Below are 25,958 nucleotides of genomic sequence, written 5' to 3'. Positions count from 1 at the left end.
CGACTGTAGCAGAAGTGCGACACCCCGAGGAGGGTGCCGGATGATGCGCCGCCCTATGGCGCCGGCGTCGCCGTGGGCCATCCGGGCACGCCCGCGTCGCGTTCCACGCCGAGACTGTTCAGCAGTCCGCTCACCATCCGGTAGCAGCCAGCCGCTGCGATCAGATGCACCATCTCTGCCTCGTGGAAGTGACGAACAGCCTCGACCCAGGACGCCTCACTGACGCAGTCGTCGCTGTACAGGTCGTCCACTACCTGCAACAGTGCCGCCTCCGCCTGCGTCCAGCGCCCCTGCGAGATCGGACGGGTGACGAGATAGATCTCCTCCTCGGTCATCACTTCGGCACGTGCGATGAGCGTGTGCTGGCCGAATTCGTAGATGGACTGGCAGTTGCAGCCCATGCGGAGCACGGCGATCTCCACATTGCGGCGCGACAGGTCGCCCTTGAACAGGATGGCTTGGGCGAACTCGCCGAACGCTCGCGAGACCGGCCGGCTGTGTGCGAGGGTCGCGATGATGTTGACGGCGTTGGCGAACGAAGCCTCCATGACTTCGCGAGCGCGCTCGGCGACCTTGGGAATGGGTTGGAGGCGCGGCGCGGCGGGGCGTGGCAGTTGCATGGGCGAACAGTCCTCTCGTGTCGACTGGCCGACTGCAGAAGAACTGCGCAGCACGACGCTGCCGAACGCTCACGGCACCACTGCCTCACTGCACATCTGCCGACACTTAGGCTCTGGCCATGACCGAACCTGCCGTCTCGACCTTTCCGGTGCCCGACCTCGCCGACACCCCAGACGACCTGCGCGAACGCATCGAGCTCATCCAGTCCAAGACCGGGTTCGTGCCCAACGTCTTCCTCGCACTGGCGCACCGGCCCGACGAGCTGCGTGCCTTCATGGCCTACCACGACGCCCTCATGGAAGGCCCCGGCGGGCTCACCAAAGCCGAACGCGAGATGATCGTGGTGGCCACCAGCGGGGCCAACAACTGCCTCTACTGCGTTGTTGCGCACGGCGCGATCCTGCGCATCCGAGCCAAGGACCGGCTGCTGGCCGATCAGCTCGCGGTCGACCCTTCCAAGGCCGACATCACCGACCGGCAGCGGGCGATGATCGGCTTCGCACTGAAGATGTGCCGCGAGCCGTGGACGGTGGCGTCGGCCGACCACGACGAGCTGCGGGCTCACGGCTTCAGCGACGACGATATCTGGGACATCGGGGCCATCACTGCACTGTTCGCCATGTCGAACCGCATGGCCCACCTCACGTCCATGCGCCCCAACGACGAGTTCTTCACCATGGGCCGGTGACCCGGGCCAAGCTGAGCGCCTAGCCTCGCCACGACATGGCGGCGGCAATCACGGGCACTGGCATCGCACAGCCGCCCCATGTGGTGGACAACAACCGGCTCGCCCGCATCATGGACACCACCGATGAGTGGATCCGCTCCCGCACCGGCGTCGCAAGCCGCCGCTTCACCGAACCGGGCACCGGCGCATCCGACTTGGGTGCCGAGGCGGCCCGTGCCGCGCTCGCCGACGCGGGCCTGGCTGCCGCGGATGTGGACGCGGTGATCTGCGCCACCATGACGCCCGACCGCCAGGCCCCGGGCATCGCCGGTGCGGTGCAGCACCAGACCGGCGTTCGCAACGTGGCCACCTTCGACCTGCGACAGCAGTGCGCCGGGTTCCTGTTCGGCTTGGACCTGGCCGACATGCTCATCGCCACCGAGCGGGCGGACGCCGTGCTGGTGACCGGCGCCGAAGTCCACGCTGGCTACCTGCCGTGGGGCGACGCTTGGGAGATCGTCCTCGGCCGGACCGACCGACCAGTCACCGAAGACGAGCGCGAACTCGCGAATCGGCATCGAGCCTGGAGCGTGCTGTTCGGCGACGGAGCGGGCGCTGCGGTCCTCCAGCGCTGCGCGCCCGCCGCCACGACTCACAGTGAAGCACGACGTGAGGCAACAGTGGGCTTTCTTGCGTCGGTGCTGCACAGCGACGGCGCTCACGCCGATCTGATCGAAGTGCCCGGACTGGGGTCGCTGCAGCGCCCGTACGCGGACGCGGCCCAGATCGATAACGGCTTGCACCATCCGGTGATGAACGGCGGCGGCCTGTACCGGCTGGCTGTCGAGACCATGCCCGATGCCGTGACGCAGGCACTGGCTCGCGCCGGCCACACGCTCGACGACCTCGACGTGGTGGTCGCCCATCAAGCCAACGAGCGCATCTTGGACGGAGTGCGGCGGCGCCTCGGCGTAGACAAGTCGGTGGTGCCGTCCAACATCGACCGCTGGGGCAACACCACCGCGGCGACGCTGCCGATCCTCTTCCACGAGCTTCGCTGCGACGGCCGCATCGGGCCTGGCTCGCTCGTGGCGTTCACCAGCTTCGGTGCCGGCGCCCACTGGGGGGCGATGCTGTATCGCGAACCGTACCGCGGCGCTGTCGGGCCATGAGCGCACTGGGACTCGCAGCTGCTGTTGTGGCTGTGCTGATGCTCGGCTGCTGGCTGTTGAGCCTGCGCTGGGGCGATGCGTCGATTGTGGATCCGCTGTGGCCGTTGCTGTTTGTGGCGATCGGGTGGGCCAACTGGATTGCCTCTGGCAGCGGCAGCGGCCGGAAGCTGCTGCTGATCGGGATGGTGACGGCCTGGGGGCTGCGGCTCGGCGTCTACTTGGCGATTCGCAAGCGAGGCGAGCCGGAAGACCACCGCTACGTCGCCATGCGCCGCAAGTGGCGGCCATTCGCGTGGTGGAGCCTGGTGATCGTGTTCGGCTTGCAGGGCCTGCTTGCCACGGTGGTCTCGCTGCCGCTGCAGGCCGTGCTGGGTGCAGACGGCACAGCGGCACTCGGCTGGCTGGACTGGGTCGGTGCGACGGTATGGGCGGTCGGACTGACGTTCGAGGCTGTCGCGGACCGTCAGCTGAGGCGCTTTCGGGCCGATCCCGCCAACCGCGGCAAGGTGCTCGACAGCGGGTTGTGGCGCTATAGCCGGCACCCCAACTACTTCGGCGACTCCTTGGTGTGGTGGGGCATCTACCTGGTTGCTGCGTCCGCAGGCGCTTACTGGACGGCTGTCGGGCCGATCCTCATGGCAGTGCTGCTGTTGCGGGTGTCCGGCGTAGCGCTGCTCGAACGCTCGATCGGCACCCGGCGGCCTGCCTACGCTGCCTACGTGGCGCACACGAGCGCCTTCGTGCCCTTGCCTCCGCGCCGCAACCCGCCACGCACACGATGAGCGACCTCGCGTTGGCATGGTTCCGGCGCGACCTGCGCTTGACCGACAATCCGGCGTGGGCTGCGGCCACGAGCGGGCGAACCGCAGTGCCCGTCGTGGTGTTGGAGCCACAACTGTGTGCGGCTGCGGGGCCACATCGGCTGCGTGCTTACCTCGGTGCGTTGGCAGGGTTGGACCGGGCCCTGCAACGGCTGGGTGCGTCGCTGCGGGCAACCGTTGGCGACCCGGCGCAGGAGTTGCCGCGCATGGCCGCAGAGTTGGGCACCACCACCGTATGCGTCAATACCGACGTCACGCCGTACTCGAAGCGGCGGGACCGGCTTGCAGCAGCGGCGCTCGGGTGTCCGCTCGAGGTGTACTGGGGAACTGTGGTGCAGCCGCCGGGCAGCGTGCTCACCCGCAGCGGCGCGCTGTCTCGCGTGTTCACGCCGTTCTGGCGCCGCTGGCAAGCCACGCCACTGCCGCCTCGGGCCGATGCCGACAACAAGATGCTGTGCTCCGTCAAGGTTGCGATGACGCTGTCCGACGCGCTGGCCGAGCTCGCACGACGCGGCGTCAAACTGCCGACGCCACAGCCAGACAGTCACCGGACCGGCGGCGAGTCCGACTCCAGGACCGAGATGTGGTCCGCTGACTGCGCCGAGGCACAGCTCGAACGGTGGCTCACAGCAGTCGACCGTTACGACGAGAGCCGCGATCTCTTCGGTGCCGGCAGCGCATCGCAGCCACGGCTGTTCTCGACGCATGCGCCGGCCGGCAGGCCCTGCGACCTCTGCAGCATCGGCGGTACGTCGCAGCTGAGTGTCGCGCTGCGCTTCGGCCTGCTGTCGCCCCGTGCGGTCGTGGCTGCGGTCGGCACCGGTACCCCGGGCCGGGCAGCGTTCGTGCGTCAGCTGGCCTGGCGAGACTGGTACGCGCACCTCACCTGGGAACACCCGCACATCGCCACAAGAGCGTTGAAGCCCCCCTACGACCGCGTCGCCTGGCGCACCGGCGACCAAGCCGCACGCGACTTCGACGCGTGGTGCGCGGGCCGAACCGGCTACCCCATCGTGGACGCAGCGATGCGGCAGCTGGCGGCCACCGGTTGGATCCACAATCGGCTGCGCATGGTCGCCGCATCCTTCTTGGTGAAGGACCTGCTGGTGGATTGGCGGCGTGGCGAGCGCTGGTTCCGCCGCCTGCTGACCGATGGAGAACTAGCCCAGAACGCGGGCAACTGGCAATGGGTGGCAGGCACCGGCCCCGACGCAGCCCCCTACTTCAGAGTCTTCAACCCCGTCGCGCAGAGCCGCCGCTTCGATCCCGACGGAACGCACCTGCGGCAGTGGCTTCCCGAGCTTGCTCGGCTGCCGACCGAGGCCATCCACGCGCCCTGGGAGGTATCACCCGAACTGCTCGCCGCAGCGGGGGTGACGCTCGGCAGCGACTACCCCGCGCCCATCGTCGATCACGGCGAGGCACGGTTGCAAACGCTGGCCGCCTACCAGGCCACACTCGCCGAGAGCGGGTGATTCGTCAAACGCATCATCGGCCCGGCAGCGGCGATGATTGCGCAGGCCCCGCTCACTCGGTCCAGCACCGTCGGTTCACCGTTCGGGAGCGTGACTGCAGCGACTGGTAGAACCGGTGCGATGGAGCCACGGGTGCTGCCGGGTCCCGCCTCGGAGCGCATGTCCAAGCAGCGTTCCCGCGACACCGGGCCGGAGCGGCGGATCCGCTCGGCGTTGCACCGACGCGGACTGCGCTACTTCGTGCATCGCCGGCCGCTGCCCAAGGTGCGCCGCGAGGCCGACATCGTGTTCACCAGGCTGCGGGTTGCCGTGTTCGTAGACGGCTGCTTCTGGCACGGCTGCCCAGAGCACGGGACTCAGCCTCGTCGCAACGCCGAGTACTGGGAGACGAAGATCGCCCGCAACCGGGCCCGCGACGCCGACACCGACGCTCGCCTGATCGAGGCCGGCTGGACGCCGGTGCGCATCTGGGAACACACCGAGCCCAACGACGCCGCAGACCAGATCGAGCAGCTCGTCCGCGAACGAGCCCGCCGCCTGGCCGATCCATAACCGCAGAAGCCGCAGCGCAAGGCTCGGCAACTGCCGCCGCCGGCCAGCGCCAAACTATGCCCGGCCATGCGCCATGAACCCAGCCGCTGCCGTCGACCACGAACGCCCGCCAGAAAATCCCACTGGACTCTCGACGGGCGCGAAGTACGTTGCGCGACATGAGCGGACTGTGCATCGCGGGCTTCGCGGTCGGAGCAGCGGGACTCATCGGCGGTTGTCTGTGGGGGTGGGGTGCCTCGCGCACCGCGACACGCGTCGCCGTCAAGATCGTCGCCGCTGCGAACAAGGACCGCTGTGCGCTCGCTTCGCTCGACCGTCGGGTGTACGACCTCGAACACCACCGTTGCAAGGAATGAGAGGCAGATGAACACAGAAACGACGGTCCAGAAGAAGCCACGCTTGTTCCGCCGGCTTGGGTTCCAAGCGATACTGTGGGTAGCGGCCTACGTGGCCGTCCTCGCTGCGATCATCGTTTTGGCGATCGTTATGCCTCCGAGAGCGTCGGAACAAGAAAATTCGCTCATCGTGCATGCGTTGATCCCCAGCGGATGCGGCGAGGTTCACTCCGACGCGCAGGCAACGCTTGATGCGGTCACTGTGCTGTACAGCCGTGAAGTGACTGGCTGGTGGTCCAAGACCTCTCTGGACAAGAGCAGTGCCGGGTTGAAGCCAGTACCGGGATGCGTCGACATGGAAGCTGCTGATGGCACGCACGCCGCCTTGCATGCGTTGACCACCACGGAATACACTTGGGAGTTCGACGAACCACTGCATCTGCTGGTCGGCAACCGTGTAGACACCGACCCGACATTCGCAAGCCCCTCTGACCGTCGGCTTCGCATCGACCAAGACGACGTGTTGCTCGGCGTACTCGACCTCACCGGCAACACCCCAAAGTTCACCAGTGCTATGTCGCTCGATCAATACCGCTGCGACCGCGCCACCCTGTGGGACTGTGAAGGCAGCGACCGCGAACAACAACTGGACGCGCTCACTTTCGCCCCCGTCGATTGACGGCACAGCGCTGTCGGGCAACGGATAGGTCTAGGCCACTGGCACTCGTTCGCGATTCCCGCGGCACATGTCCCAAGCAGGCTCGCAACCACAGAGCGAGCGGCGCGCCGTCAAGCGCAACACGTCGCGTGGCGACACTCGCCGCCGTAACGGCACAAAGTGATTCGCCGTAACATGCGCGACCGCCAACGGCATCGCGATTGCGCCGTACCAGCATCAAGCGCGCAGGTTCCAGTGAGCTCGGCGGCACGGCGCCATGATGCATGAGATGGTGCCAATGCACATGCCAAATCGGCCGTTCAGGGCAATGTATCTTGGTACACATGCTGCTGGTGCCAGCTAAGATAGGATCCCCGCGGAGATGCAGTCCCAGGTGGCACGAGCAGTGTGTCGGCTAGTGAATCGCCAAAATTGTGTTCAACCCCGACATCAATTAAGATGCTCTGGCGAAGCTTGCGAGATCGATGCACGCGTAGCCCACCGTTAACGGTAATCAGCCCTTTGTCGAATGCGGCATCGTGAATTGGGCAGGCTGCGATGCCATTATGGGGGTCCCTACGCTCACGGTTTGTCGAGTCCGCCCAGGGCTTGATGTGAGATGCGACCAGAAGTGGGTTGCCAGACAGCGACCTCGGTGCCATGCCACAAAAGCCGCAAGTATAGTCAAAGTTACGCAGTACATCGACACGAAATGCACGTTGTCCAATCCGCGCACGGTGCTGGACTATTTGGGTTGTTTCTGCGGCCGATAGTACCTGACCTAAGCGTAGCTTTTGCGCGCGGAGTTTCACTGCATCTTCCTCAATAATCTCCTGATAGCGGGCCTCATCGACATGCTTGAGTGAGCGGAGATCATCTAGTTCCTCTAGATCAAGTTGAGACCATTGTTCATATTGCAGAAAATCAGGCAATTGTTGATCATTCACACCCATCTGACGAGCAGCGCGTAAGGCCACGAGATACAGTCGGTAATACTGGTCCTTATTCGCGCTCAGAGCCACAAACAGCTGCACTTCCGGCTTCGCGCCATTGACTCGGGAACCATCGAGATTCATCATCTTGCTCATTATGGAGCTCGCGGGCCGCACGAAGAGGCGAGCTAGGTCATGAACTAGCTGAGGAGCTGTGTGCACAGTGGCTCCTCCGTAACGGTGTGGGTCCACGACCGGATCATCGGCGAGGAACAAGCCATAGCACAAGAGCGTCTCAACCGGTGCGAAACGCACCTGTCGAGGGCGAGGCCGCCGGCGCAAGATGCTGCCCCATTGATGTCGCGCTTGGGCGTCGCTGAGGTTCAGATAATCGCTCAACAGTGCCACGGCGATACACTACCAGTCTCGTCTGAACTGGCGTGACAGTGTCGCCGTCGGCGAGCGACGGCCAACAGTTGCTTGCCGTGAGACTGCCGACTGCACAGATCCAAGCGTTCGGAATGCTCGGCGTGACGAGCCAGAGCAGTCAGGCGCTGAGGGCGGTGAGGGGGTTGGTGTAGGGGCGGTCTAGGGCGGCGGCTACGTGCGGTTCGGTGATGTGGCCCTTGAAGACGTTGAGGCCTGCTCGCAGATGCGGGTCGGAGCACAGTACCTCTAAGCCGCCGGTGGCAATCGCCAGCACCCTGGGCAGCGTGGCATCGCTGAGGGCCCGGGTCGAGGTGACGGGTACCGCGCCGGGCATGTTCGCTACGCAGTAGTGCACGACATCGTCCACCACATAGGTCGGTTCCGCGTGGGTGGTCGGCTGAGAGGTCTCGAAACAGCCGCCCTGATCGATCGCCACATCGACCACCACCGAGCCCGGGCGCATCTGAGCGACCATGTCGGCGGTCACCAGCTTGGGGGCTCGGGCGCCGGTCACCAGCACGGCGCCGATCACCAAGTCGGCCTGCAGCACCTCAGCTTCGATGGACGAGCGAGTGGAGGTCACCGTGACCACTGACGCGCCGAAGCGCTGCTCGAGGTGGTCGAGCGCCACCGGGTCGATGTCCAGGACGCGCACATCGGCGCCCATGCCGATGGCGACCTCCGCCGCGTTCTCGCCAACCACTCCCCCGCCGATGATCACCACGCGAGCCGGCGGCACACCGGGCACACCACCGATCAGCACGCCGCTGCCGCCGTGCGCCGCCTCCAAGGCCCACGCGCCGGCCTGCACCGCCAGTCGGCCGGCAACCCGCGACATCGGCGCCAGCAGCGGCAGACCGCCGCGCGCATCGGTGACGGTCTCGTACGCGATGCATGCTGCCCCGCTAGCCACCAGATCAGCCGTCTGATCGGGATCCGGTGCCAGATGCAGGTAGGCGAACAGCGTCTGGCCCTCCCCGAGGCGTTTGCGCTCCGACACCTGGGGCTCCTTGACCTTGACCACCAGCTCCGCCTGATCCCACACCTCCTCGCGGCCGCCGATACGAGCACCGGCAGCCTCGTAGTCGCCGTCAGACGCACGGATGCCGGCACCCGCACCGGTCTCCACCACTACTCGTTGATCGTGGCGCACCAGCTCGCGCACGGCGTGCGGCGTCAGACCGACGCGTCGCTCGCCGGCCTTGACCTCGCGAGGCACTCCGATCAACATTGGCCGCCTCCTCAGCAGTTACCCGCTGGTGCGATTTCTCTCGTGCGGTTTCTCCGGGCGCACCGGCGGACAGGACTCCCGTCGCAGGGGTCGCTCAATGCCCGCGAGAGCCTACGAATACGGCAGGTCCGGGCGGAGCAGGACGCGTCCGGTGGTGCGACGTTCGTGCAGGTCCCGCAGGCCGTCGAGCAAACCCTCCAGCGGCAGCTGCCGGCTGATGAGCGGCTCCAGCGTGCCGTTGGCCACCTGAGGCCAGATCTCGGCGTAGCACTCCTCGAGCACCTCGTCTTTGCGGCCGCGGTAGCCGCCCATGTGTACCCCCACCACCGAGTAGTTCTTGACCAGCACGTGGTTGGCGGGCGCGCTGGGGATGGTGCCGCTGGCGAACCCGACCACCAGCAGTCGGCCCTCCCAAGCAACGAGCCGCCTGGCCACGTCGAAGTACTCGCCGCCGACCGGGTCGTAGACGATGTCGCAGCCCCGCCCGCCTGTGGCATCCATCACGTTCTGGTACAGGTCGTCGCTGTCGTAGTCGATGACGACGTCGGCGCCGAGTCCGCGGCAGGTCTCTGTCTTGGCCGGCCCGCCGGCCGCCGCCAGCACCGTGCAGCCGGCCGCTTTGGCCATCTGCACCGCCGCTGAGCCGACACCGCCGGCGGCTGCCAGCACCAGCACCGTCTCGCCGGCGCGCATCTGCCCTCGCCGATACAACGAGAACCAGGCAGTGCCGTAGATCACATTGGCCGCGCACGCCGCAGGCAGCGAGACGTCGTCTGGCACCCGGCGTGCGGTGGCGCACTTGATGAGCGCCTCGCTCGCGTAGCCGCCCCAGCCGCCGGCGCTGTTGCCGATCACTCGGACGCCGATGTCCAAGCCGCACTCGGGGCCTAGCGCGGTCACCGTGCCGCACGCACCCATGCCGGGCGTGAACGGCGGATCCCACCGCTCCTGGTAGGTGCCCTGGCAGTGCAAGATGTCAGCAAAATTGAGGTCGGCGGCCTCCACGGCGATGCGCGCCTGGCCGGGGCCGGGCTCGGGCGAGTCGTACTCGCCCAGCTCCAGCACATCCCACGGATACCCCAGCTCGTTCAGCCGCCACGCTCTCATCGGTCTCCCCTGAATCGGCCGCGTTTGCAGGCCCGGAGCATGCCGGCCCAACGTCTGTTGCAGGTCCGGACCTGGCCAGCCCGGACCTGTCCGCTCACCCGAACTGGCACTTCGCAGGCTTCCAGCACGGCAGCACCGTAGCAATGACCGGTGACACCATTCGGCAGCAGGCTTCACCACGGTGGCTTGCGTACGCTCATGGCAGGCTGAGGGGGGATCACGTGGCCCACAACACACAGCACCGCATTGCCGGAGCGCGACTGCCTCAGATTCAGTCGGCCGGCACGGCACCGGCCGGCACAGCACCCGCTGGCACGGCACCGGCCGCGGCATCGCGACTGGGCACCGGCGTGATTCCCGTACTGGACGTGGCCCCGCTCACCGAGCCTGTGCCTGACCCCGTCGCTGAATCCGCCCTCGCGGATGCACTGCGCGACGCCCTCACCGAGGTGGGCTTCTTCTTCATCGTCAACCACGGAGTCGCCGTTGAGACCATCGAGCTGATGTTCGACGAGGCTCGACGCTTGCACGCACTGCCGCAGCCGGTGAAGGAATCGATACCGATGGGCAAGACCGTCGGCGGCTACTTGGGCATGGGCGGCGGCACCTCCTACGCCTCCGACATCGCCGGGCCTGTGCGCAAGCCGAACCAGAACGAGGCGTTCTTCTGCCATCGTCACGGCTACCACACCGAAAACCAATACCCACCGCTGATGCACTTCGCCGAACGCTGCGAGTCCTACATCGACCAGCTCATCGAGCTCGGCGCGCGCATGCTGCCGGTCCTGGCCCTCTCGCTGAACCTGCAACGGGACGCTTTCGATGCCCACTTCGACCGGCCCAGCGTGTCGTTGCGCATGTCGCACTATCCGCCGATGGACTACGACGACCACGAGTGGGGCCTGGCGCCGCACACCGACAGCTCGGTCTTCACCTTCCTGCCCGCCAACGATGTGCCAGGGCTGGAGATCCGGCCGGCTGGACATGACTGGATTGCGCCGCCGCAGCTGAGCGGCGCCTACCTCGTCAACAGCGGCGACATGCTCAAGCGGTGGACCAACGACATGTACCGGTCGACGGCGCACCGGGTTCGCAACCTGTCGGCGGGGGACCGTTACGCGGTGCCGTTCTTCTATGGCGCTCGGGACGACGCAGTCGTCGAACCGGTGCCTACCACAGTGAGCGAAGAGCGTCCGTCACGGCACGATCCCATCACCTACGGCGACTACCAACGCTGGTTTCTCAACAGGAACTACGAACTGGTGACCGGCGAGAAGGTGGGCTCGTTCGGGAGCTAGCTGCACCTGATCCGACCGGCCTGATCCGACCGGCACTGCGGGGTCGGACTACTGGGAGGGAGTTACTCCAGCACGCCTGCTACGGCCAACTCGGTGGTCTGATCTTGGTCGTAACCGAGCAGCTCTTCGAGCACCTCGAAGGTGTGTTCCCCGTAGGTCGGGCCGCCGTGGCTGATGCCGTCTGTGCTGCGCGACATCGAGAAGCGGGTGCCCTCGACCCACATCGTGCCGTTCGTGCCATGGGTCACGTTGCGGAAGTGCTTCCGGTGCTGCAGCTGCGGATCGGCAGCCATGTCCTGCGAATCGGCCACCGCATGCGCCGGAACGCCGGCGGTCTGCAGCACCTCGTGGGCCTCGACGCCGCTGCGCCCGCAGGTCCACGCTGTGATGAGACCGACGATCTCCTCGGCACGGTCTCGCCGTTCGTCGACACCGAGCCCGGCGAGCGATTCGGCGCCGATCACGCCGCACAGCGCACGCCACTGATCGTCGTTCTCGCAGGCCACCGCGACCCAGCGGTCCTCGCCTGCGGCAGCGAACACGCCGTGCGGCGACATCGCGGGATGGTCGTTGCCGAGCTTGTCGGGCAGCCGCGCGTTGACGCCGTAGTCGAGCACTGCCGGCGCCAGGAAGGTCATCGACGCTTCGGCTTGCGACAGGTCGATGTACTGGCCCTCGCCGGTGCGGTCGCGGTGGTCCAGCGCGGCCAGCAGCGCCGCGCTGAGGAACTTGGGCGACACGTAGTCCGTGTAGGCACCGAACACGCCGGCCGGGTCGCGGTCCGGCCAGCCGGTCATCTCATAGAAGCCCGACATCGACGCGCCCATCGTGCCGAAACCTGCCAGCGACGACAACGGGCCGCTCTGGCCGAACAAGCAGCTCGACGCCATGATGATGTCCGGCTTGACCTCACGCAGCTCCTCATAGGACAAACCGAGGTCGCGCAGCGCGTGCGGGGAGAACGACTCGCACACGACATCTGCCCAGCGCACCAGGTCCAAGATCAGCTCGCGGCTCTCTGGCTTGGAGATATCGATGGTGATGCCGAGTTTGCCAGCGTTCATGTTCTGGTAAAGCCCGCCGTTGTCCGCACCGGCTTCGTCGTTGAGGAACGGCTGGATGGTGCGAGCGGCTTCGACCTTGTGCGACGACTCCACACGCACCACCGTGGCACCCCAGTCGGCGAGCACCCGCGTCGATCCAGGGCCGGCCATCACCCACATGAAGTCCAGGATCTTCACGTCTGCGAGCGGCAGCTCCGAATCCCGATGGCCAGCCGATGCCGCATTCACCAACGCCGCCGAGACTCCGGCCTGCGCGACCTGCGGGCGTGCCGCTGCTTCGGCCAGCACCTGCTCGGTGTGCTCGCCGACCGACGGCGGGGGCGCCGAGACATCCAGCGGAGTCGCGCTGAACCGAGCCAACGGACCCGGATAGCGCACTGCGTCGATACCCGAAGTTGGGATGTCGCGCCAGAAGCCGCGCTCGGCGTACTGAGGGGAATCCGCCACGTCTGCGACCGTGGTGATCGGCACGATCAGCAGCCGCTGCTCCAACGCCACTTCCAGCAGCTCGGCCTTGGTCCGCGTGGCAGTGAAGTCTGCCGCCACCTGCTGGATGCGGTCGTACTCGGTCGGCGGAATCCGACCGGTGATCACACCCTCCACGAAGTTGATCCAGTCGATCTCCAGATCGCTGTCGGCGCAGCCACCCTCGGCATGCATCCACTCGAACAGGCGCGCCCCGAACGGGCCGATCGACTCCCCGAACAGGATGGTCACCGAGACGTAGCCGTCGGCAGCCGGTGAGCGCAGTCGGACGCGGAACGGGCCCAAGCGGGCACCGCCGCTCATGCGGCGAACCTCGGGCGAGTTGTACAGGTGGCACAGCGTGGCCGATTGCGTGGCCTGGGTCACCGCCTGCTGCGCGCTCACGTCGATGTGCTGGCCCTCGCCGCTGCGCTTGCGTTCGCGCAACGCGATCAACGACGCGACCGCCGCTTCGGCGGAAGCGTGCAGGAAGCACTGATCCAGCGGGATGCGCAGCGGGGGACGATCCTCGTCGCCGACGATGTTGGACAACATGCCCGCCGCGGAGACGATCAAGTCGGTGGCGGCCCAATCCGCCTTGGGCCCGCTCTGTCCGAACGGCGTGATCGACGTGTACACGAGGCTCGGGTTGATGCGGGCCAGGTCGTGGGGACCGAGTCCGCGAGCGGCCATCGCACCGGGGGCATCGGATTCGATGACCACGTCGGCGCGAGCGGCGAGGTCTCGCAAGCGTGACTGGTCGCGAGGGTCGTCGAGATCAAGCACCACGCTGCGCTTGCCGCGGTTGTAGGACCAGAACGCCAAGGACGCTTCGGGGTCGCCCTCGCGTCCGGTCACGAACGGGCCGACGCGGCGAGCAGCTGAGCCGCCGGGCGGCTCCACCAAGATCACATCGGCACCCAAGTCGCCGAGCAGTGCTCCTGCCAGCTGACCACGGTGGTCTGACAGGTCGAGGACGCGACACTTCAGCACAAGGACTCCCCCCGTCGGGTCGAATGCGTGCCAACGGTAGTGCGCGCATCGTTCGCCCGATTGAGCCTCAATTGAGCATCGACGGCAAGCCACCGCACACCAGCGCCTGCGTCAATCCCGCACAGGCCGAGTGCGCCGCGTCAGCGAACGAGCACTGCTTGGCCTTCGGCGACCAGCAGCGACACCGTGGTCGGAACCACAACAGGTCCCACGACACCCGACAGACCGGTGTTGGACGTCCACCGGATCATCCACACCGACTGCACGACGGCGCGGTAGCGGCCGGCGGCCGATGCGGTCGAGGCCCGCTGGTAGCGGTGGCTGCACGGCGAGCGCGAGCCAGCGAACAACCACGGCATCCCCGGGCCAGGGCACGTCACCGGCAGCGAGCCGTCGCCGGGGATCAGCTGCAATGCCGCAGGCGTGGCGACGAGCGTCACGACGACGGCACCAGCAGCAACCACCCGCACGACGGGACGCCAGCTCGTCGGGCTCACCCAGAACCAGGTGTCGATGCCAACGAGCGTGCGCTCGCGCTGGGCCGGCGGAGCGAACAAGGGCACCGGGCGCGACAACGACAGCGACGACAGACCGAGGTTGGCGGCCTTGCCGACACGTTCAGCCTGGTGTGCAGGGTCGGTGCTGCTCACGTCGATCCGAAGATCGCCCAGCACCGGATCGCGTGACGGCTGGGCACTCGCGTAGCTCGGCGGAACAAGAGCTGCGGCAGGCGAGCCCGACTGCCAGAACGCCGGGCTTGCAGCGTCAGCCCGAAGCGCGCTGACACCCGTTGCCGCAAGCGCCATGAGCAATGCTGCCGCCAGCGATACGCCTTTCGGGGCTCGTCGCACCAACGCACCATCGCACCGGATCAGCACTCCGGCAAGCGGTTTTGTTGCCGACGCGCCGGACCGCTTGGACATCAGCCGCAGGCCGCGAACTAGGTTGCCTGCCGGACGCAATCGCACCGCCCTTGCTGAGGAGGAGCCCGTGACCGCAGCTGATTTCGCCTATGCCACCACGATCGAGACCGCAGCAGCCGTGGCCGCAGGCGAGGTCTCCTCGCGGGAGCTGCTGGAGGCGGCCCTCGAGCGTGTGGACCGCCTCGATGGGCCCGTCAACGCCGTGGTAGCGCTCGACGCCGACCGGGCACTGGGGGCGGCCGATGCGGCGGACGCTGCGGTGGCTGCAGGCGAGCAACTGGGCCCGGTGCACGGCGTGCCGGTCACCATCAAGGACTCGTTCCAGACCGAGGGCCTGCTCACGACCTCAGGGTCGCCGGCACTGGCTGAGTTCGTGCCCGAGCGCGATGCCGACCCGGTGGCGCGCTACAAGGCAGCTGGAGCTGTGGTGTTCGCCAAGACCAATCTGCCGCTGTTCGCAGGAGATGCGCAGTCCTACAACGAAGTCTACGGCACCACGGCAAACCCGCATAACGTGGAGCACACGCCGGGCGGCTCCTCGGGCGGCTCGGGGGCAGCGCTGGCTGCCGGCTACACGCCGCTCGAACTCGGCTCCGACATCGGTGGCTCCATCCGCATCCCGTCGCACTGGTCCGGAGTCTGCGGGCACAAGCCCAGCTACGGCATCGTCTCCGCGCTGGGACAGATCCCTGGCATGCCCGGAACGCTCAGCCAAGCCGACATCGCCGTTGCGGGGCCGATGGCACGCGACGTCGACGATCTGGAGCTGGCACTGGACGTGCTCGCCGGACCCGACGGGTGGAACTCCAAGGCCTACTCGCTGGACCTGCCGCCGCCCCGCCACCGTGACATCTCTGAGTATCGGATCGCGGTGTGGCTGGATGAGGAGCTGTGCCCCATCGACAGCCGCTATCGGGAACTGCTGCTGTCGGCCGCCGGCGCGCTCGAGGGTGCCGGTGCCCTGGTGGACACCGATGCTCGGCCCGCGTTCACGTTCAACAAAGCCATCGACACCTTCTTGCACCTGCTCTCGGCGGCCGAGGCAGCTACGTGGACCCTCGCTCAGCTCGACGAGATTGCCGCCTCGAACGACGAGCCCCAAGGCGATCTCGGCATCTGGTACGCAGCGATGCGCCACCGGGAATGGCTGAGCTGGCACGAGCGTCGGCTGCAGCAGCGCAAGCACTGGGAGGAGTTCTTCGCGGACTGGGACGCCGTGCTGCTGCCGGTGACGCCGACCGCGGCGATCCGCCACGACCACAGCCGCCCGGCCACTGCTCGCCGCATCACCGTGAACGGCGAGAGCCGGCCGTACTTCGACATCATCAAATGGATGGGCTTGACCGGTGTGTCGTGGCTGCCTGCCACCGTGGTGCCGATCGGCACGGTGCCCGCTCCGGGCGGCGACTTGCCGGTCGGGGTGCAGATCGCCGGACCCTATCTGGAGGACCGCACGACGCTGGCTGTGGCCCGCCATCTGCAGTCCGCGCTCGGCGGATTCCAGCGCCCCACCGGCTTCTAGCGCCGACGGCACCGACCAGACAACACTGTCAGACCGCAACGAGTCGACGATGGGAACCGGACCGCTCAACGGCATCACCGTGGTAGACGTGTCCAGCGCCGTGGCAGGCGCGTGGGTCTCATCGCACCTCGCCGAGATGGGCGCAGAGGTGCTGCTGATCGAGAAGGTGGGCACCCCCGACGTCATGCGTCTGACCGGCGCTATCGCCGGCGACCAGTCGGGCTGCTGGGTGCAGATGCACCGGAACAAACGCGGCATGGACCTGGACATCCGCGACGAACGCGGCCGCCGGATCCTGCTGCGACTCGTCGCAGACGCCGACGTGTTCATCCAGAACTTCCGGCCCGGCGTGGCCGAGCGTCTGCACATCGGCTACGAGGACCTGAGCGCCGCCAACCCCGAGCTGGTGTACCTGTCCGTGTCGGGCTTCGGCCCCGACGGGCCGTACTCGCGCCAGCCCGTGTACGACCCGATCATCCAGTCGCTCAGCGGAATGACCGAAGCGCAAGGCGGCGACTTCGTCAAGTCGGTTCCGGCGGACAAGACCACGGCCATGACCGGCGCCAACGCTGTGCTGGCGGCGCTGCTGGCCCGGTCGAACGGCGCGGGCGGCCAGCACGTCGAGGTGAACCTGCTGGATGCGACGCTGTCATGGATGTGGCTCGACTACTTCTGGAACGAGTCGCTGCCCGACGCTCCTGCAACGCCGACCTACAGCGAGTGGTACAGCCCGTGGAAGACCGCAGACGGCTGGGTGGGCGCCATCTGGCCCTCCGACGAGCAGTACGCCCGCGTGTGCCGCAGGCTGGGTGTTCCGCACCTGGCATCGGACCCGCGCTTCGCCACCCGCGAAGCCCGCCTGCAGCACTGGCAGGCGCATCAGCAAGAGTTCGCTCAGCTGCTCGGCGAGCTGACCACCGCCGATGCGCTGCGCGCGCTGACCGAAGCCGACGTTCCGTGCGCGAAGGTATTGGACCGCCGAGAGGTGTTCGAAGACCCGCAGGTGCTGCACAACGAGACGGTGCTCACCCACCGTGACCCAGTGCTGGGACAGGTGCGCACGACCCGCTTTCCGGCGCGGTTCGCCAAGACTCCCACACGTCTGGAGCGCCCAGCTCCACACAAGGGCCAGCACACCGACGAAGTGCTCGCCGAGCTGGGCTATTCCGCCGCTGCTGTGGCGCAGCTGCGCAGCGCCCGCATCGTCGCCTGAGCGTCTCCGCCGCCCCGGCCCGCCGACCAAGCCTCACGCAGCCCGAATGAGTAACGGGAAGCAGCAGTGCCTACAGACGAGCCAGCGCCTCCTGCACGGCTGTGGCCACGAGACGGCCGTGCTGCCAGAAACGGGCCTGCGCGGTGCCGCGGTTGCCGCCCGCGGTCAGCGGGCGTTGCTCGCAGTAGATCCACTCGTCGGCACGTGCCGGCGCGTGGAACCACATGGCGTGATCCAAGCTGACCACGTGGATGCCCTCGTCCAGCCAGGTCACGCCGTACGGCACGATCACGTTGTCGGCGAGGCAGTCATCGCTCATGTAGGCGATCACCGCTTCGTGAACGGCCGGGTCGTCCGGCAGCCGACGAGGCACCCGGAACCAGTAGTCGATGCCGCCCCGTGGCGAGGGCCCCGTCGGCGCCCAAGGGGCGTGGGCCAGCCGGTACTCCACCGGCCGGGTCATGTACGACCACTGCTCGCCGAAGATCGGTCCCACCTGCGCGATGCACTCCTGGTAGGTCGGCAGCGACTCCGGCGGCGCCACTCCCTCGGGCATCGGGCAGTCGATGCTGACACGTCCTGTCTCGGGGACATGGAACGTCGCCATCAGCTCGAAGATCAGCCGGTCGAACTGATGCGCCTGGGTGCGCCTAGTGCAAAACGCTCGACCGTCTCTGACCCGCTCGACCGTGTAGTCCACGTCTGCCATGCCGTCCCCGCCGCGCAGGAACACCGCATGCACGGAGTTCAGCAGCCGCTCTTGGCCAGCCCTGCGATCGGTCGTGCGTTGGGCCGCCACCACCGCTTGCGCCAGCACGTGCCCGCCGTACAGGCCGAACTCGTCGAAGCCGGAGCCTTTGCCGCGGAAGGTGTCTGCGTCGTCGTCGGTGCGCTGCAGGTCCAACAGGTCGAGCAGGTCCTCCAGCGCCGCCCGAGTTGCATCAGCAGGGCTCGCATCAGCGGGAGTGGGCTCGGCGCTCCCAGCCGCAGTGTCGCTCACGGCGCCGTCTCTACCAGGCGCACTGGCTCAGATGGCCGATCCAGCGAATCCGACACCGGCGATCACTCGTAACCGGGCGGAGCGACGAAGCCGCCCAGGGTGCGTTCAACGAGGGACGCGTAGCGGATCGAGCGGCGATCGCCGAGGTGAGGCGCCACGATCTGCATGCCGACCGGCAGGTTCAGCCCGTCGTCGGTGAGCCCTGCCGGCGCCACCGTGGCAGGGAGATACACGCTGCAGCTCCAGCCTGCCCAGAACAGCTGATCCACGCCCAGCTCTTGGCGGCCGTCGATGTCGATGGTGCGAGTCGGGCGGGTGCCGGAGTGATCGTGGACGAACGCCGCCGACGCGGCGATCGGGCACAGCAGCAGGTCGTAGTCGTCGAAGAACTGCGCCCATGCCTGCCGGTAGCCCTCGCGCCGGTTGTGGTGCATGAACCACTCACGATGCGACATGGTCATCGCGTAGTCGACCAGCGACTGGTAGTCCCCTTTGCCGTCGTCGTAACGGTGCGCGCGAGACTGTGCATCGTTCCACGTGACGTCGTCGGCCAGGGCGCCCGTGGCTGCACGCAGCAGCATCAGGTAGTTCTGATGGAACTCGTGCTGGTTGATGTCGGGCACGGCTTCGCTCACGTCGGCGCCTGCGGCGGCCAGCGCATCCACCGCGCGCTGCAGTACGTCGATCATCGCTGAGGAGTTGGCGATGACCGGCGTGTCGAGCATCACGCCGACTCGGAACGCGCCGAGCGTGTCGCGGTGCTCGGGCGCCAGCGCCAATCGGTAGCCGCGTGCATCCCAGCCGGAAGGCCCCGCGAGCACCTCCAGTGCCACGTCGAGGTCGGCGGCGCTGCGAGCCAGCGGACCGCAGACCGCGATGTCGCTGTCAACCGATGCGCCGGGCACGGCGTGGCCGTCAGCCGGCACCAAGCCGTAGGTCGGCTTGTGGCCGAACACTCCGCAGTAGTGCGCGGGATTGCGAATCGAGGCGCCGATGTCCGAACCGAGCTCCAACGAGGCCATGCCGGTGGCCAGCGCTGCTGCAGACCCTCCAGATGAACCGCCGGGAACACGAGCCAGGTCCCAAGGGTTGTTGGTGCAGCCGTAGATCTCGTTGAAGCTCTGCCAGTCGCTCAGCATGAACGGCACGTTGGTCTTGCCCCAGATGACCGCACCGGCCTGGTGCAGGCGCGCCACCGTGACCGCGTCGGTGGCAGCAACATTGTCGGCCCAGGCCGGATTGCCCCACGTCGACGGTGTGCCGGCCCAGTCGAAGGCCTCCTTGATCGTCATCGGCACGCCATGCAGAGGACCCCAGCACTCCCCTGCAGCGAGCGCGGCATCGGCCTGTGCCGCTCGACGGCGAGCCGCATCGACGCGGCTCACCACGACCGCATTCACCGCCGGGTTGAAGCGCTCGTAGCGATCCAGCGCGCCTTCGAGCGCCTCGGCTGCGGTCACCCGTCCCCGGCGGATCAGCGAGGCCAGCTCAACCGCCGGCCGAAGGTTCGTGTCCGTCGAAGCTCTTGGAGCTGTCGGATGTGATTGATGCGAGCCTGCCATTGCCCCGACAATAGAGCCAGTGCCGCGGTGCGCTACGAGTTCGCCAGCGACGCCTCTGCGGCCCCGAGAAGATGTTCGACATCGCTGTCTGCGGTAGCGAGATTCAGGCAGCCCAAGCTCTCGGCGACGAAGTAGACGCCGTGAGACTGCATGCGCAATCCGAACTCGCTGATCTGAGCCGCTTCGTCGCTGGAGAGGTGCGCGTCGCGGTAGTTGCGGATCGTGCGGTTGTGCGGATGCACGCGGAACAGACTTCCCGCGCCCGTGACTTGCCAATCCAAGCCCGCACGGGCAATGACCGTCCGCAGACCGCATCGCACGCGCTCGCCGACGGCATCCAGACGGGCGAATGCGTTGCCGTCGAGCTGCGCCATAGCGGCATGTCCAGCCGCCATGGTGATGGGGTTCGCTGCGAACGTGCCGCCTGACGGCACTTTGGCCTGGCCTCCCCCACTGCGAACGAAGACCTCCATAGGCCCTCGGCGACCGGCCACAGCACCCACGGGGAAGCCCCCGCCGATGATCTTGGCGAGCGCAGTGATGTCCGGATCGACGCACAGTTGCGTCTGCGCGCCTCCGTAGCCCAGGCGGAACGAGATGACCTCGTCGAGCACGAGCAGAGCGCCCACAGCGCGCGTCGCGTCGCGGATCGCTCGAACATATTCGGACTCGATGACCGGCATGCCCACCCGGTTCGGCATGACATCGAGCAGGACGGCTGCCAAACGGTCGCCGGAGCGATGAATCGCATCCCTCGCTCCCTCGATGTCGTTGAACGAAATAACAGTGACCTCGTCGGCGACTGACGCCGGCGTGCCCGCGGAGTACGGCACGGTGGCCGGTGCCACCGCTTGTCCCCAGTTCGTCGGATTCGGCGACAAGCTGGCCTCGGCGTGGTCGTAGGTGCCGTGATACGCGCCTTCCGCCTTGATGATGTTGGGCCGCCCGGTGTAGGCGCGCGCCGCCTTGAGCGCAGCCATGACCGCCTCGGTGCCGGAATTGCAGAAGCGGATGAGCTCAAAGCTCTCGACCCGCTCGCACAGCAGTTCTGCCAGCTCGATCTCCGCGTCAGTGGGCAGCGAGAAGGCAGTGCCGCGAGCAAGTCGTGCCTGCACCGCGCCGGCGATCACCGGATCGGCGTGGCCGATGATGATGGACGCGAAGTTGTTGTTGCAGTCCAAGTACCGGTTGCCGTCGACATCGGTCACCCAGGCACCTTCGCCGTGGTCGACATAGATGGGGTGCTTGCCTTTGCGCAGCAACGTGGTGCGGGACGTGCCGTCGGTGATCGTCCGGCGCGCACGCGCGTACAGCGCTTTGGAGTGATGCGTAGGCCATGACTCGGGTCCGCCCGCGGGCACGGTCACCGGCACCGAGGCTGCTCAAGCACTCGGCAAGTCTGTCACTGTTCACGCTCGCAGACCAGTTCCAGCGGACCAGCGCATGCGGACCAGTCCGGCGTGTATGGCAGCGAGCAACGGCCGCGTCATCTCCGCGCCATCACGAAACCCTGAATGCAAGACAGCCCCGAATGCAAGACTGGGCGCATGACATCGCCGACATCTGCCGCCGGGGACCAGCCTTCGAACTCCGGCGCCCAGTGCACCGGACCACCCACGGGACCGGCCGCCACCGCTCACGGCGGCAGTGCCGGCGAGACCGTTGCGGCACGACAACCGCGTGGGCCTTGGCGCATCGGCGTGGACGTCGGCGGCACCTTCACCGACTTGGTGCTCGCCGATGCGCACGGCGCGACCTGGGTGGCGAAAGTCCCCTCGGTGCCCGGCGATCCCAGCCGGGGCGTGCATGCAGCGCTCGCCCGCGTAGCCGTCGAGCTAGGCAAGCCGCTGGGCGAGGTGCTTGCAGGCTGCTCGTTGCTGGTACACGGCTCCACCGTCGCCACCAACACGATGCTGGAAGGCACCGGTGCCAAGGTCGGCTTGATCGCCACGGAGGGATTCCGCGACACGCTGGAGATCCGCCGCGGCCTGCGCGACGACCAGTGGAACCACCGGGCGCCGTATGCCCCGGTGCTCGTGCCGCGCCATCTGAGAGCGACACTGAGCGGCCGCATCGATGCAGACGGCAGCGAGCACGCCCCGCTCGCGTTGGACCGACTGGACGCGGTGCTCGATCACTTCGACAGCCACGGCGTCGAAGCCGTCGCCATCGCCTTCATCAACTCGTTCGCGAACGACGCGCACGAACGCGCCGCTGCCGAAGCCGTGGCCGACCGCTGGAGCAGCGGCTGGGTGACCACCTCGACGTCGGTCTCGGCGCTGATGGGCGAGTACGAGCGAACCTCCACTGCGGTGGTCAATGCGACGCTCTCGCCGAAGATCGTGACGTACCTGCACAGACTGAACGATGAGCTGGCAGCGGCCGGGCTGTCTCACTCCATGCTGCTCGTCCAGTCCAACGGCGGTGCCGCCTCGGTCGAGCAGGTCTCGCAGCGGCCGGTGCATCTGCTGCTCAGCGGCCCTGCTGCCGCTGTCGGGGCGCTGAATCTGTATCGGACGGCCATCGATGCCGCGATACACGCCGACGAGCACACCTCAGCAGTCGCCGGAAACCTCATCTCGATGGAGATCGGCGGGACCTCCTGCGATGTGCTGCTGATGTCCGGCGGCGAGGTGGACACACGCGACGACATCATGGTGGCCGGCTACCACGTGTCCACTCCGGCGATCGACATCCACACCATCGGCGCCGGCGGCGGCACCATCGCGGGAGTCGACGAAGCGGGTCTGCTCTACGTGGGGCCGCGAGGCGCCGGGGCCACTCCTGGCCCGGCGTGCTACGGCCACGGCGGCACGCTGCCCACCGTCACCGATGCACAGTTGGTGCTCGGCCGGCTGCGGCCCGGCAAGTCAGCCAGCGGCACCTTGGACCTCGACCTCGCTGCTGCCCGCGAAGCGGTGCGCGCCCACATCGCCGAGCCGCTGGGCCTGTCGGTCGACGAGGCTGCCGCCGGCATCGTGGAAGTCGTCGAGCAGCAGCTGCTGGGGGCCACCGAGCACATCTCCATCGAGCGGGGCCACTCGCCGCGGCGTTTCACGATGGTCGCCGCAGGCGGAGCAGGCCCGATGCACGGCGCCTCGGTGGCCGCGGGGCTGGGCTGCGAGCGGGTGTACGTGCCCCGCGACGCAGGCGCGCTCTGCGCCATCGGCATGCTGCACGCCGACATTCGCCAAGACTTCACCCACGTGCTGATCGGCTCGCTCGACGAATTGAGCGTCGCCGAGATCGAAGCCGGATTCGACGTGTTGCGTGTACGGGCCCGGCGAGAGATGGACGCCGAGGGCATCGCCGCAGACGCGCTTCAGCTCGACTGCGAGCTGGAGCTGCATCACCCCGGTCAGCTGTGGACCATCCGCGTGCCGGCACACGGCGACGGCGCTGCCGCGGTCGATGCAGCAGCTGCGCGAGCGGCTTTCGAAGCCGAATACGAACGTCTGTACGGCCATGTGCAGCAAGACGGAACCATCATGGTGGCTTCGCTTCGTTTGGTGGCCCGCGCAAGCACGGGCGGAATCCTCGCCGCTGCTGCGGCGCCGGCACTCGGGCACCCCGAACCCGTGGAGACGCGCCCGGTGTGGCACGGCCCATTCGGCTGGCGGCCCACGCCGGTGTTCGACGGCGCCACGCTGCGCAGCGGTCACTCGGTCATCGGACCGGCCCTGGTCGAAGAGGTGACCACCACGATCGTGGCCCGACCGGGCGACCGGCTCTGGGTCGACAAGCACGGCAATCTGTTCATCGACTTGGCGCCCTCCGGCACAATCGAGACCAGCCACACCGAGACCAGCCACACCGAGACCAGCACTACCGAGACCAGCACTACCGAGACCACCCCGACAGAGAAGAGCACTGCCGAAGGCGAGACGGCCGAGCGCGGCAGCCTCCCAGCGCGCTCAGCCGACACTGGGCCAGCTAGCACTGAGCGAGCCGGTACTGGGCCGAACAATGTCTCCGCCACGCCTCACGGCACGGCACCCTTGGACCCGATCGTGCTCGCAGTCATGGGCAACCGGCTCGATCAGATCACCAAGCACATGGGCTGGGTGATGACGCGCACGGCGCGCAGCACGATCTTCAGCCAGAGCCACGACTTCTCCTGCTACGTGACAACGCCCGACGGAACCCTCGTCGCAAACGCCGACGGCATCCCCATACATACCGGCGGCGGCGGTTTCGCGGTCCGTGCGCTGCTGCAGCGCTACGGGGGCCGGATCAATCCGGAGGACGTGTTCTTGTTGTCAGATCCCTACGTGGCCGGCGGCAACCACCTGCCGGACTGGGTCATCGCGCGCCCCGTGTTCGCCTTGGGCACGGGCACGCTGGGCACCGGCACAGTCCGCAACGCCGAGCGCACCCGTCGCCAAGACGGCACTGCACCCGAAAGCTGCGGCGGCGAGCACACGCTCGTTGGCTTCTGCTGCAACCGCGCGCACCAGTCGGACATCGGCGGCGGCCTCGCGGGCACCTACAACCCCGAGGCGACCGAGATCTGGCAGGAGGGCATTCGGCTTCCGGTCATGAAGCTGACAGAAGCCGGGGCTGTGCGCGACGACCTGTGGGAGCTGCTGCTGATCAACTCTCGGACGCCGGACCTGCTCGACGGCGACCTGCGGGCAATGATCGGCTCCACGCGCATCGGCGCGCAACGCGTGCTCGGCCTCGTCGCGGAACTCGGCGTGGAGGAGTACCTGTCCTACCTCGACGGCGTGCTGGCCCACGGCGAGTCGCGCATGCGCTCCGCCATCGCCGCGCTGCCCGACGGCACGTACCACGGCGAGGACCGAACCGACAATGACTGCTTCGGCCCGGCCGACATCGCCGTGCGGGTCCGCTTGAGCGTCGAGGGCGACGAGATGACGCTGGACTTCACGGGCACCGATCCGCAGATCGACGGCTTCAAGAACAGCTCGCTGGCAAACACGTACTCATCGGTCTACCTAGCCGTGTCGTCGTTCTTCGACACCTCGATTCCCCGCAACGAGGGCACCTACCGTCCGCTGACCATCATCGCGCCCCCCGGCAGCATCGTGAACGCGCTGCCTCCGGCGCCGATGACGATGAACACGGTCTACGTCGCCCACGAGATCGTGATCGCCGTGTGGCAGGCGCTGGCGCAGACCGACCCGCAACGGGCCTGCGCCGCATGGTCCAAGACCATGCACGGCCACGTGGCCGGCCGCCGGGACGACGGCACCACTTGGGTGATGTACCAGTGGCACGCCATGGGAACACCCGGCGCGACGGCCGAACGAGACGGCTTCGCGCAGATGGGCCACCTCATCTCCCTCGGAGGCCTCGACATGCCGAACCTGGAGTTTCACGAACAGATGTACCCTGTCCGGTATGTCCGCCATGAGCAACGCTGTGACAACGCCGGTCCGGGCCAGCGACGCGGCGGCACCGGCGTTCGCTACGAGGCCGACATTCTCGAACCCGCCATCTGGTCGTTCCGGGCAGAGGGCCTCGACACGCCGACCGGGCACGGCGTGCGCGGCGGCGGTACCGGCAGGGTCGGGCTGGAGTGGATCGTGCCAGTTGATGCCGACGCCGACGGGCCGAAGTTCGTCCCGCCCAAGTACGGCGTGAAACGGCTCGGCCCCGCGCGCATGATCGCCGAGACTCCGGGCGGCGGCGGCTGGGGCGATGCGTTCGCGAGGACTCCCGATGCTGTGCTGCGAGACGTCATGGACGAACTGGTCAGCATCGAGGGCGCTCGACGCGACTACGGCGTGGTGATCGCACGCGACGGGGAGTCGGTCGACGCTGAAGCAACCGCCAGACTTCGGGCGGCGAGTCGAGCCGGCACCAGAGCCTGAGCACGGCAGCCGACAGGGCCGACGCGACCGCAGGGAGCGCGGCGCTGTCCGTGTTGCGCGCCGCGTCGGACGGGCATTGGG

Annotated in this window: 20 protein-coding genes; 11 read left to right on the top strand and 9 right to left on the bottom strand. The window is 67.5% G+C overall.

Annotation, left to right across the window (positions count from 1 at the left end):
• Positions 1–53 precede the first annotated feature (53 nt).
• A complete protein-coding gene (locus ACOGI4_RS06730; protein ID WP_419840919.1) occupies positions 54–620 on the bottom strand; it encodes a carboxymuconolactone decarboxylase family protein in 567 nt (188 codons plus the stop codon).
• A gap of 119 nt (positions 621–739) precedes the next feature.
• Between ACOGI4_RS06730 and ACOGI4_RS06725 the strand changes: the two genes are divergently transcribed.
• The 7 genes from ACOGI4_RS06725 (at position 740) to ACOGI4_RS06695 (ending at position 6,322) form a co-directional block, all read left to right on the top strand.
• A complete protein-coding gene (locus ACOGI4_RS06725) occupies positions 740–1,309 on the top strand; it encodes a peroxidase-related enzyme (protein WP_419840918.1) in 570 nt (189 codons plus the stop codon).
• 35 nt (positions 1,310–1,344) lie between these two features.
• Positions 1,345–2,460 (top strand): 3-oxoacyl-ACP synthase III family protein, encoded by a 1,116-nt coding sequence (locus tag ACOGI4_RS06720; RefSeq protein WP_419840917.1) that lies wholly within the window; start codon positions 1,345–1,347, stop codon positions 2,458–2,460.
• Positions 2,457–3,242, top strand: a complete 786-nt coding sequence (locus tag ACOGI4_RS06715; protein ID WP_419840916.1) for a DUF1295 domain-containing protein — start codon at positions 2,457–2,459, stop codon at positions 3,240–3,242. The genes ACOGI4_RS06720 and ACOGI4_RS06715 overlap by 4 nt, the downstream gene beginning before the upstream one ends.
• The gene (locus tag ACOGI4_RS06710) at positions 3,239–4,756 is read left to right on the top strand and encodes a cryptochrome/photolyase family protein (protein WP_419840915.1); all 1,518 of its coding nucleotides are present in this window, start codon (positions 3,239–3,241) and stop codon (positions 4,754–4,756) included. The genes ACOGI4_RS06715 and ACOGI4_RS06710 overlap by 4 nt, the downstream gene beginning before the upstream one ends.
• A 120-nt stretch (positions 4,757–4,876) precedes the next feature.
• Positions 4,877–5,308 (top strand): very short patch repair endonuclease, encoded by a 432-nt coding sequence (locus ACOGI4_RS06705; RefSeq protein ID WP_419840914.1) that lies wholly within the window; start codon positions 4,877–4,879, stop codon positions 5,306–5,308.
• Positions 5,309–5,466: 158 nt separating this feature from the next.
• Positions 5,467–5,664 (top strand): hypothetical protein, encoded by a 198-nt coding sequence (locus ACOGI4_RS06700; RefSeq protein WP_419840913.1) that lies wholly within the window; start codon positions 5,467–5,469, stop codon positions 5,662–5,664.
• A gap of 7 nt (positions 5,665–5,671) precedes the next feature.
• On the top strand, positions 5,672–6,322 hold the full coding sequence (locus ACOGI4_RS06695) for a hypothetical protein (protein WP_419840912.1): 651 nt from the start codon (positions 5,672–5,674) through the stop codon (positions 6,320–6,322).
• A 299-nt stretch (positions 6,323–6,621) separates the two neighbouring features.
• On the opposite strand, the gene ACOGI4_RS06690 is transcribed toward ACOGI4_RS06695, so the two are convergent.
• From ACOGI4_RS06690 to ACOGI4_RS06680, 3 genes are all read right to left on the bottom strand, one after another.
• Positions 6,622–7,389 carry an HNH endonuclease gene (locus ACOGI4_RS06690; RefSeq protein ID WP_419840911.1) on the bottom strand — a complete coding sequence of 256 codons (768 nt, stop codon included), beginning with the start codon at positions 7,387–7,389 and terminating at the stop codon, positions 6,622–6,624.
• 391 nt (positions 7,390–7,780) lie between these two features.
• Positions 7,781–8,893 (bottom strand): alanine dehydrogenase, encoded by a 1,113-nt coding sequence (ald, locus tag ACOGI4_RS06685; protein ID WP_419840910.1) that lies wholly within the window; start codon positions 8,891–8,893, stop codon positions 7,781–7,783.
• Positions 8,894–9,004: 111 nt separating this feature from the next.
• Positions 9,005–10,000 carry an NADPH:quinone oxidoreductase family protein gene (locus ACOGI4_RS06680; RefSeq protein WP_419840909.1) on the bottom strand — a complete coding sequence of 332 codons (996 nt, stop codon included), beginning with the start codon at positions 9,998–10,000 and terminating at the stop codon, positions 9,005–9,007.
• Positions 10,001–10,221: 221 nt separating this feature from the next.
• Between ACOGI4_RS06680 and ACOGI4_RS06675 the strand changes: the two genes are divergently transcribed.
• A complete protein-coding gene (locus ACOGI4_RS06675) occupies positions 10,222–11,298 on the top strand; it encodes an isopenicillin N synthase family dioxygenase (RefSeq protein ID WP_419840908.1) in 1,077 nt (358 codons plus the stop codon).
• Positions 11,299–11,360: 62 nt separating this feature from the next.
• Here ACOGI4_RS06675 and ACOGI4_RS06670 read toward each other — a convergent pair whose 3' ends face one another.
• The gene (locus ACOGI4_RS06670) at positions 11,361–13,820 is read right to left on the bottom strand and encodes a CaiB/BaiF CoA transferase family protein (protein WP_419840907.1); all 2,460 of its coding nucleotides are present in this window, start codon (positions 13,818–13,820) and stop codon (positions 11,361–11,363) included.
• A gap of 140 nt (positions 13,821–13,960) precedes the next feature.
• Complete coding sequence (locus ACOGI4_RS06665) at positions 13,961–14,743, bottom strand: hypothetical protein (RefSeq protein ID WP_419840906.1); 783 nt, start codon at positions 14,741–14,743, stop codon at positions 13,961–13,963.
• Between the two features lie 67 nt (positions 14,744–14,810).
• On the opposite strand from ACOGI4_RS06665, the gene ACOGI4_RS06660 reads away from it, so the two are divergent.
• Positions 14,811–16,265, top strand: coding sequence for an amidase (locus tag ACOGI4_RS06660; RefSeq protein ID WP_419840905.1), 1,455 nt, complete (start codon positions 14,811–14,813; stop codon positions 16,263–16,265).
• Between the two features lie 49 nt (positions 16,266–16,314).
• Positions 16,315–17,478, top strand: coding sequence for a CaiB/BaiF CoA transferase family protein (locus tag ACOGI4_RS06655; protein ID WP_419840904.1), 1,164 nt, complete (start codon positions 16,315–16,317; stop codon positions 17,476–17,478).
• A gap of 70 nt (positions 17,479–17,548) precedes the next feature.
• On the opposite strand, the gene ACOGI4_RS06650 is transcribed toward ACOGI4_RS06655, so the two are convergent.
• The 3 genes from ACOGI4_RS06650 to ACOGI4_RS06640 all read right to left on the bottom strand — a co-directional run bounded on the left by ACOGI4_RS06650 (position 17,549) and on the right by ACOGI4_RS06640 (position 21,407).
• The gene (locus ACOGI4_RS06650; RefSeq protein ID WP_419840903.1) at positions 17,549–18,478 is read right to left on the bottom strand and encodes an acyl-CoA thioesterase; all 930 of its coding nucleotides are present in this window, start codon (positions 18,476–18,478) and stop codon (positions 17,549–17,551) included.
• A gap of 62 nt (positions 18,479–18,540) precedes the next feature.
• A complete protein-coding gene (locus ACOGI4_RS06645; protein ID WP_419840902.1) occupies positions 18,541–20,040 on the bottom strand; it encodes an amidase in 1,500 nt (499 codons plus the stop codon).
• A gap of 32 nt (positions 20,041–20,072) precedes the next feature.
• Positions 20,073–21,407: an aspartate aminotransferase family protein gene (locus ACOGI4_RS06640; RefSeq protein ID WP_419840901.1), complete on the bottom strand. Its 1,335-nt coding sequence runs from the start codon at positions 21,405–21,407 to the stop codon at positions 20,073–20,075.
• A gap of 180 nt (positions 21,408–21,587) precedes the next feature.
• Between ACOGI4_RS06640 and ACOGI4_RS06635 the strand changes: the two genes are divergently transcribed.
• Positions 21,588–25,877, top strand: a complete 4,290-nt coding sequence (locus ACOGI4_RS06635) for a hydantoinase B/oxoprolinase family protein (protein WP_419840900.1) — start codon at positions 21,588–21,590, stop codon at positions 25,875–25,877.
• The last annotated feature ends 81 nt before the right edge of the window (positions 25,878–25,958 follow it).

This window comes from Candidatus Poriferisodalis sp., assembly GCF_965205175.1.
Lineage (GTDB): Bacteria > Actinomycetota > Acidimicrobiia > Acidimicrobiales > Poriferisodalaceae > Poriferisodalis.
The sequence above is the reverse complement of the archived record's forward strand: the minus strand, read 5'-3'. Positions and strand labels throughout refer to the sequence as shown.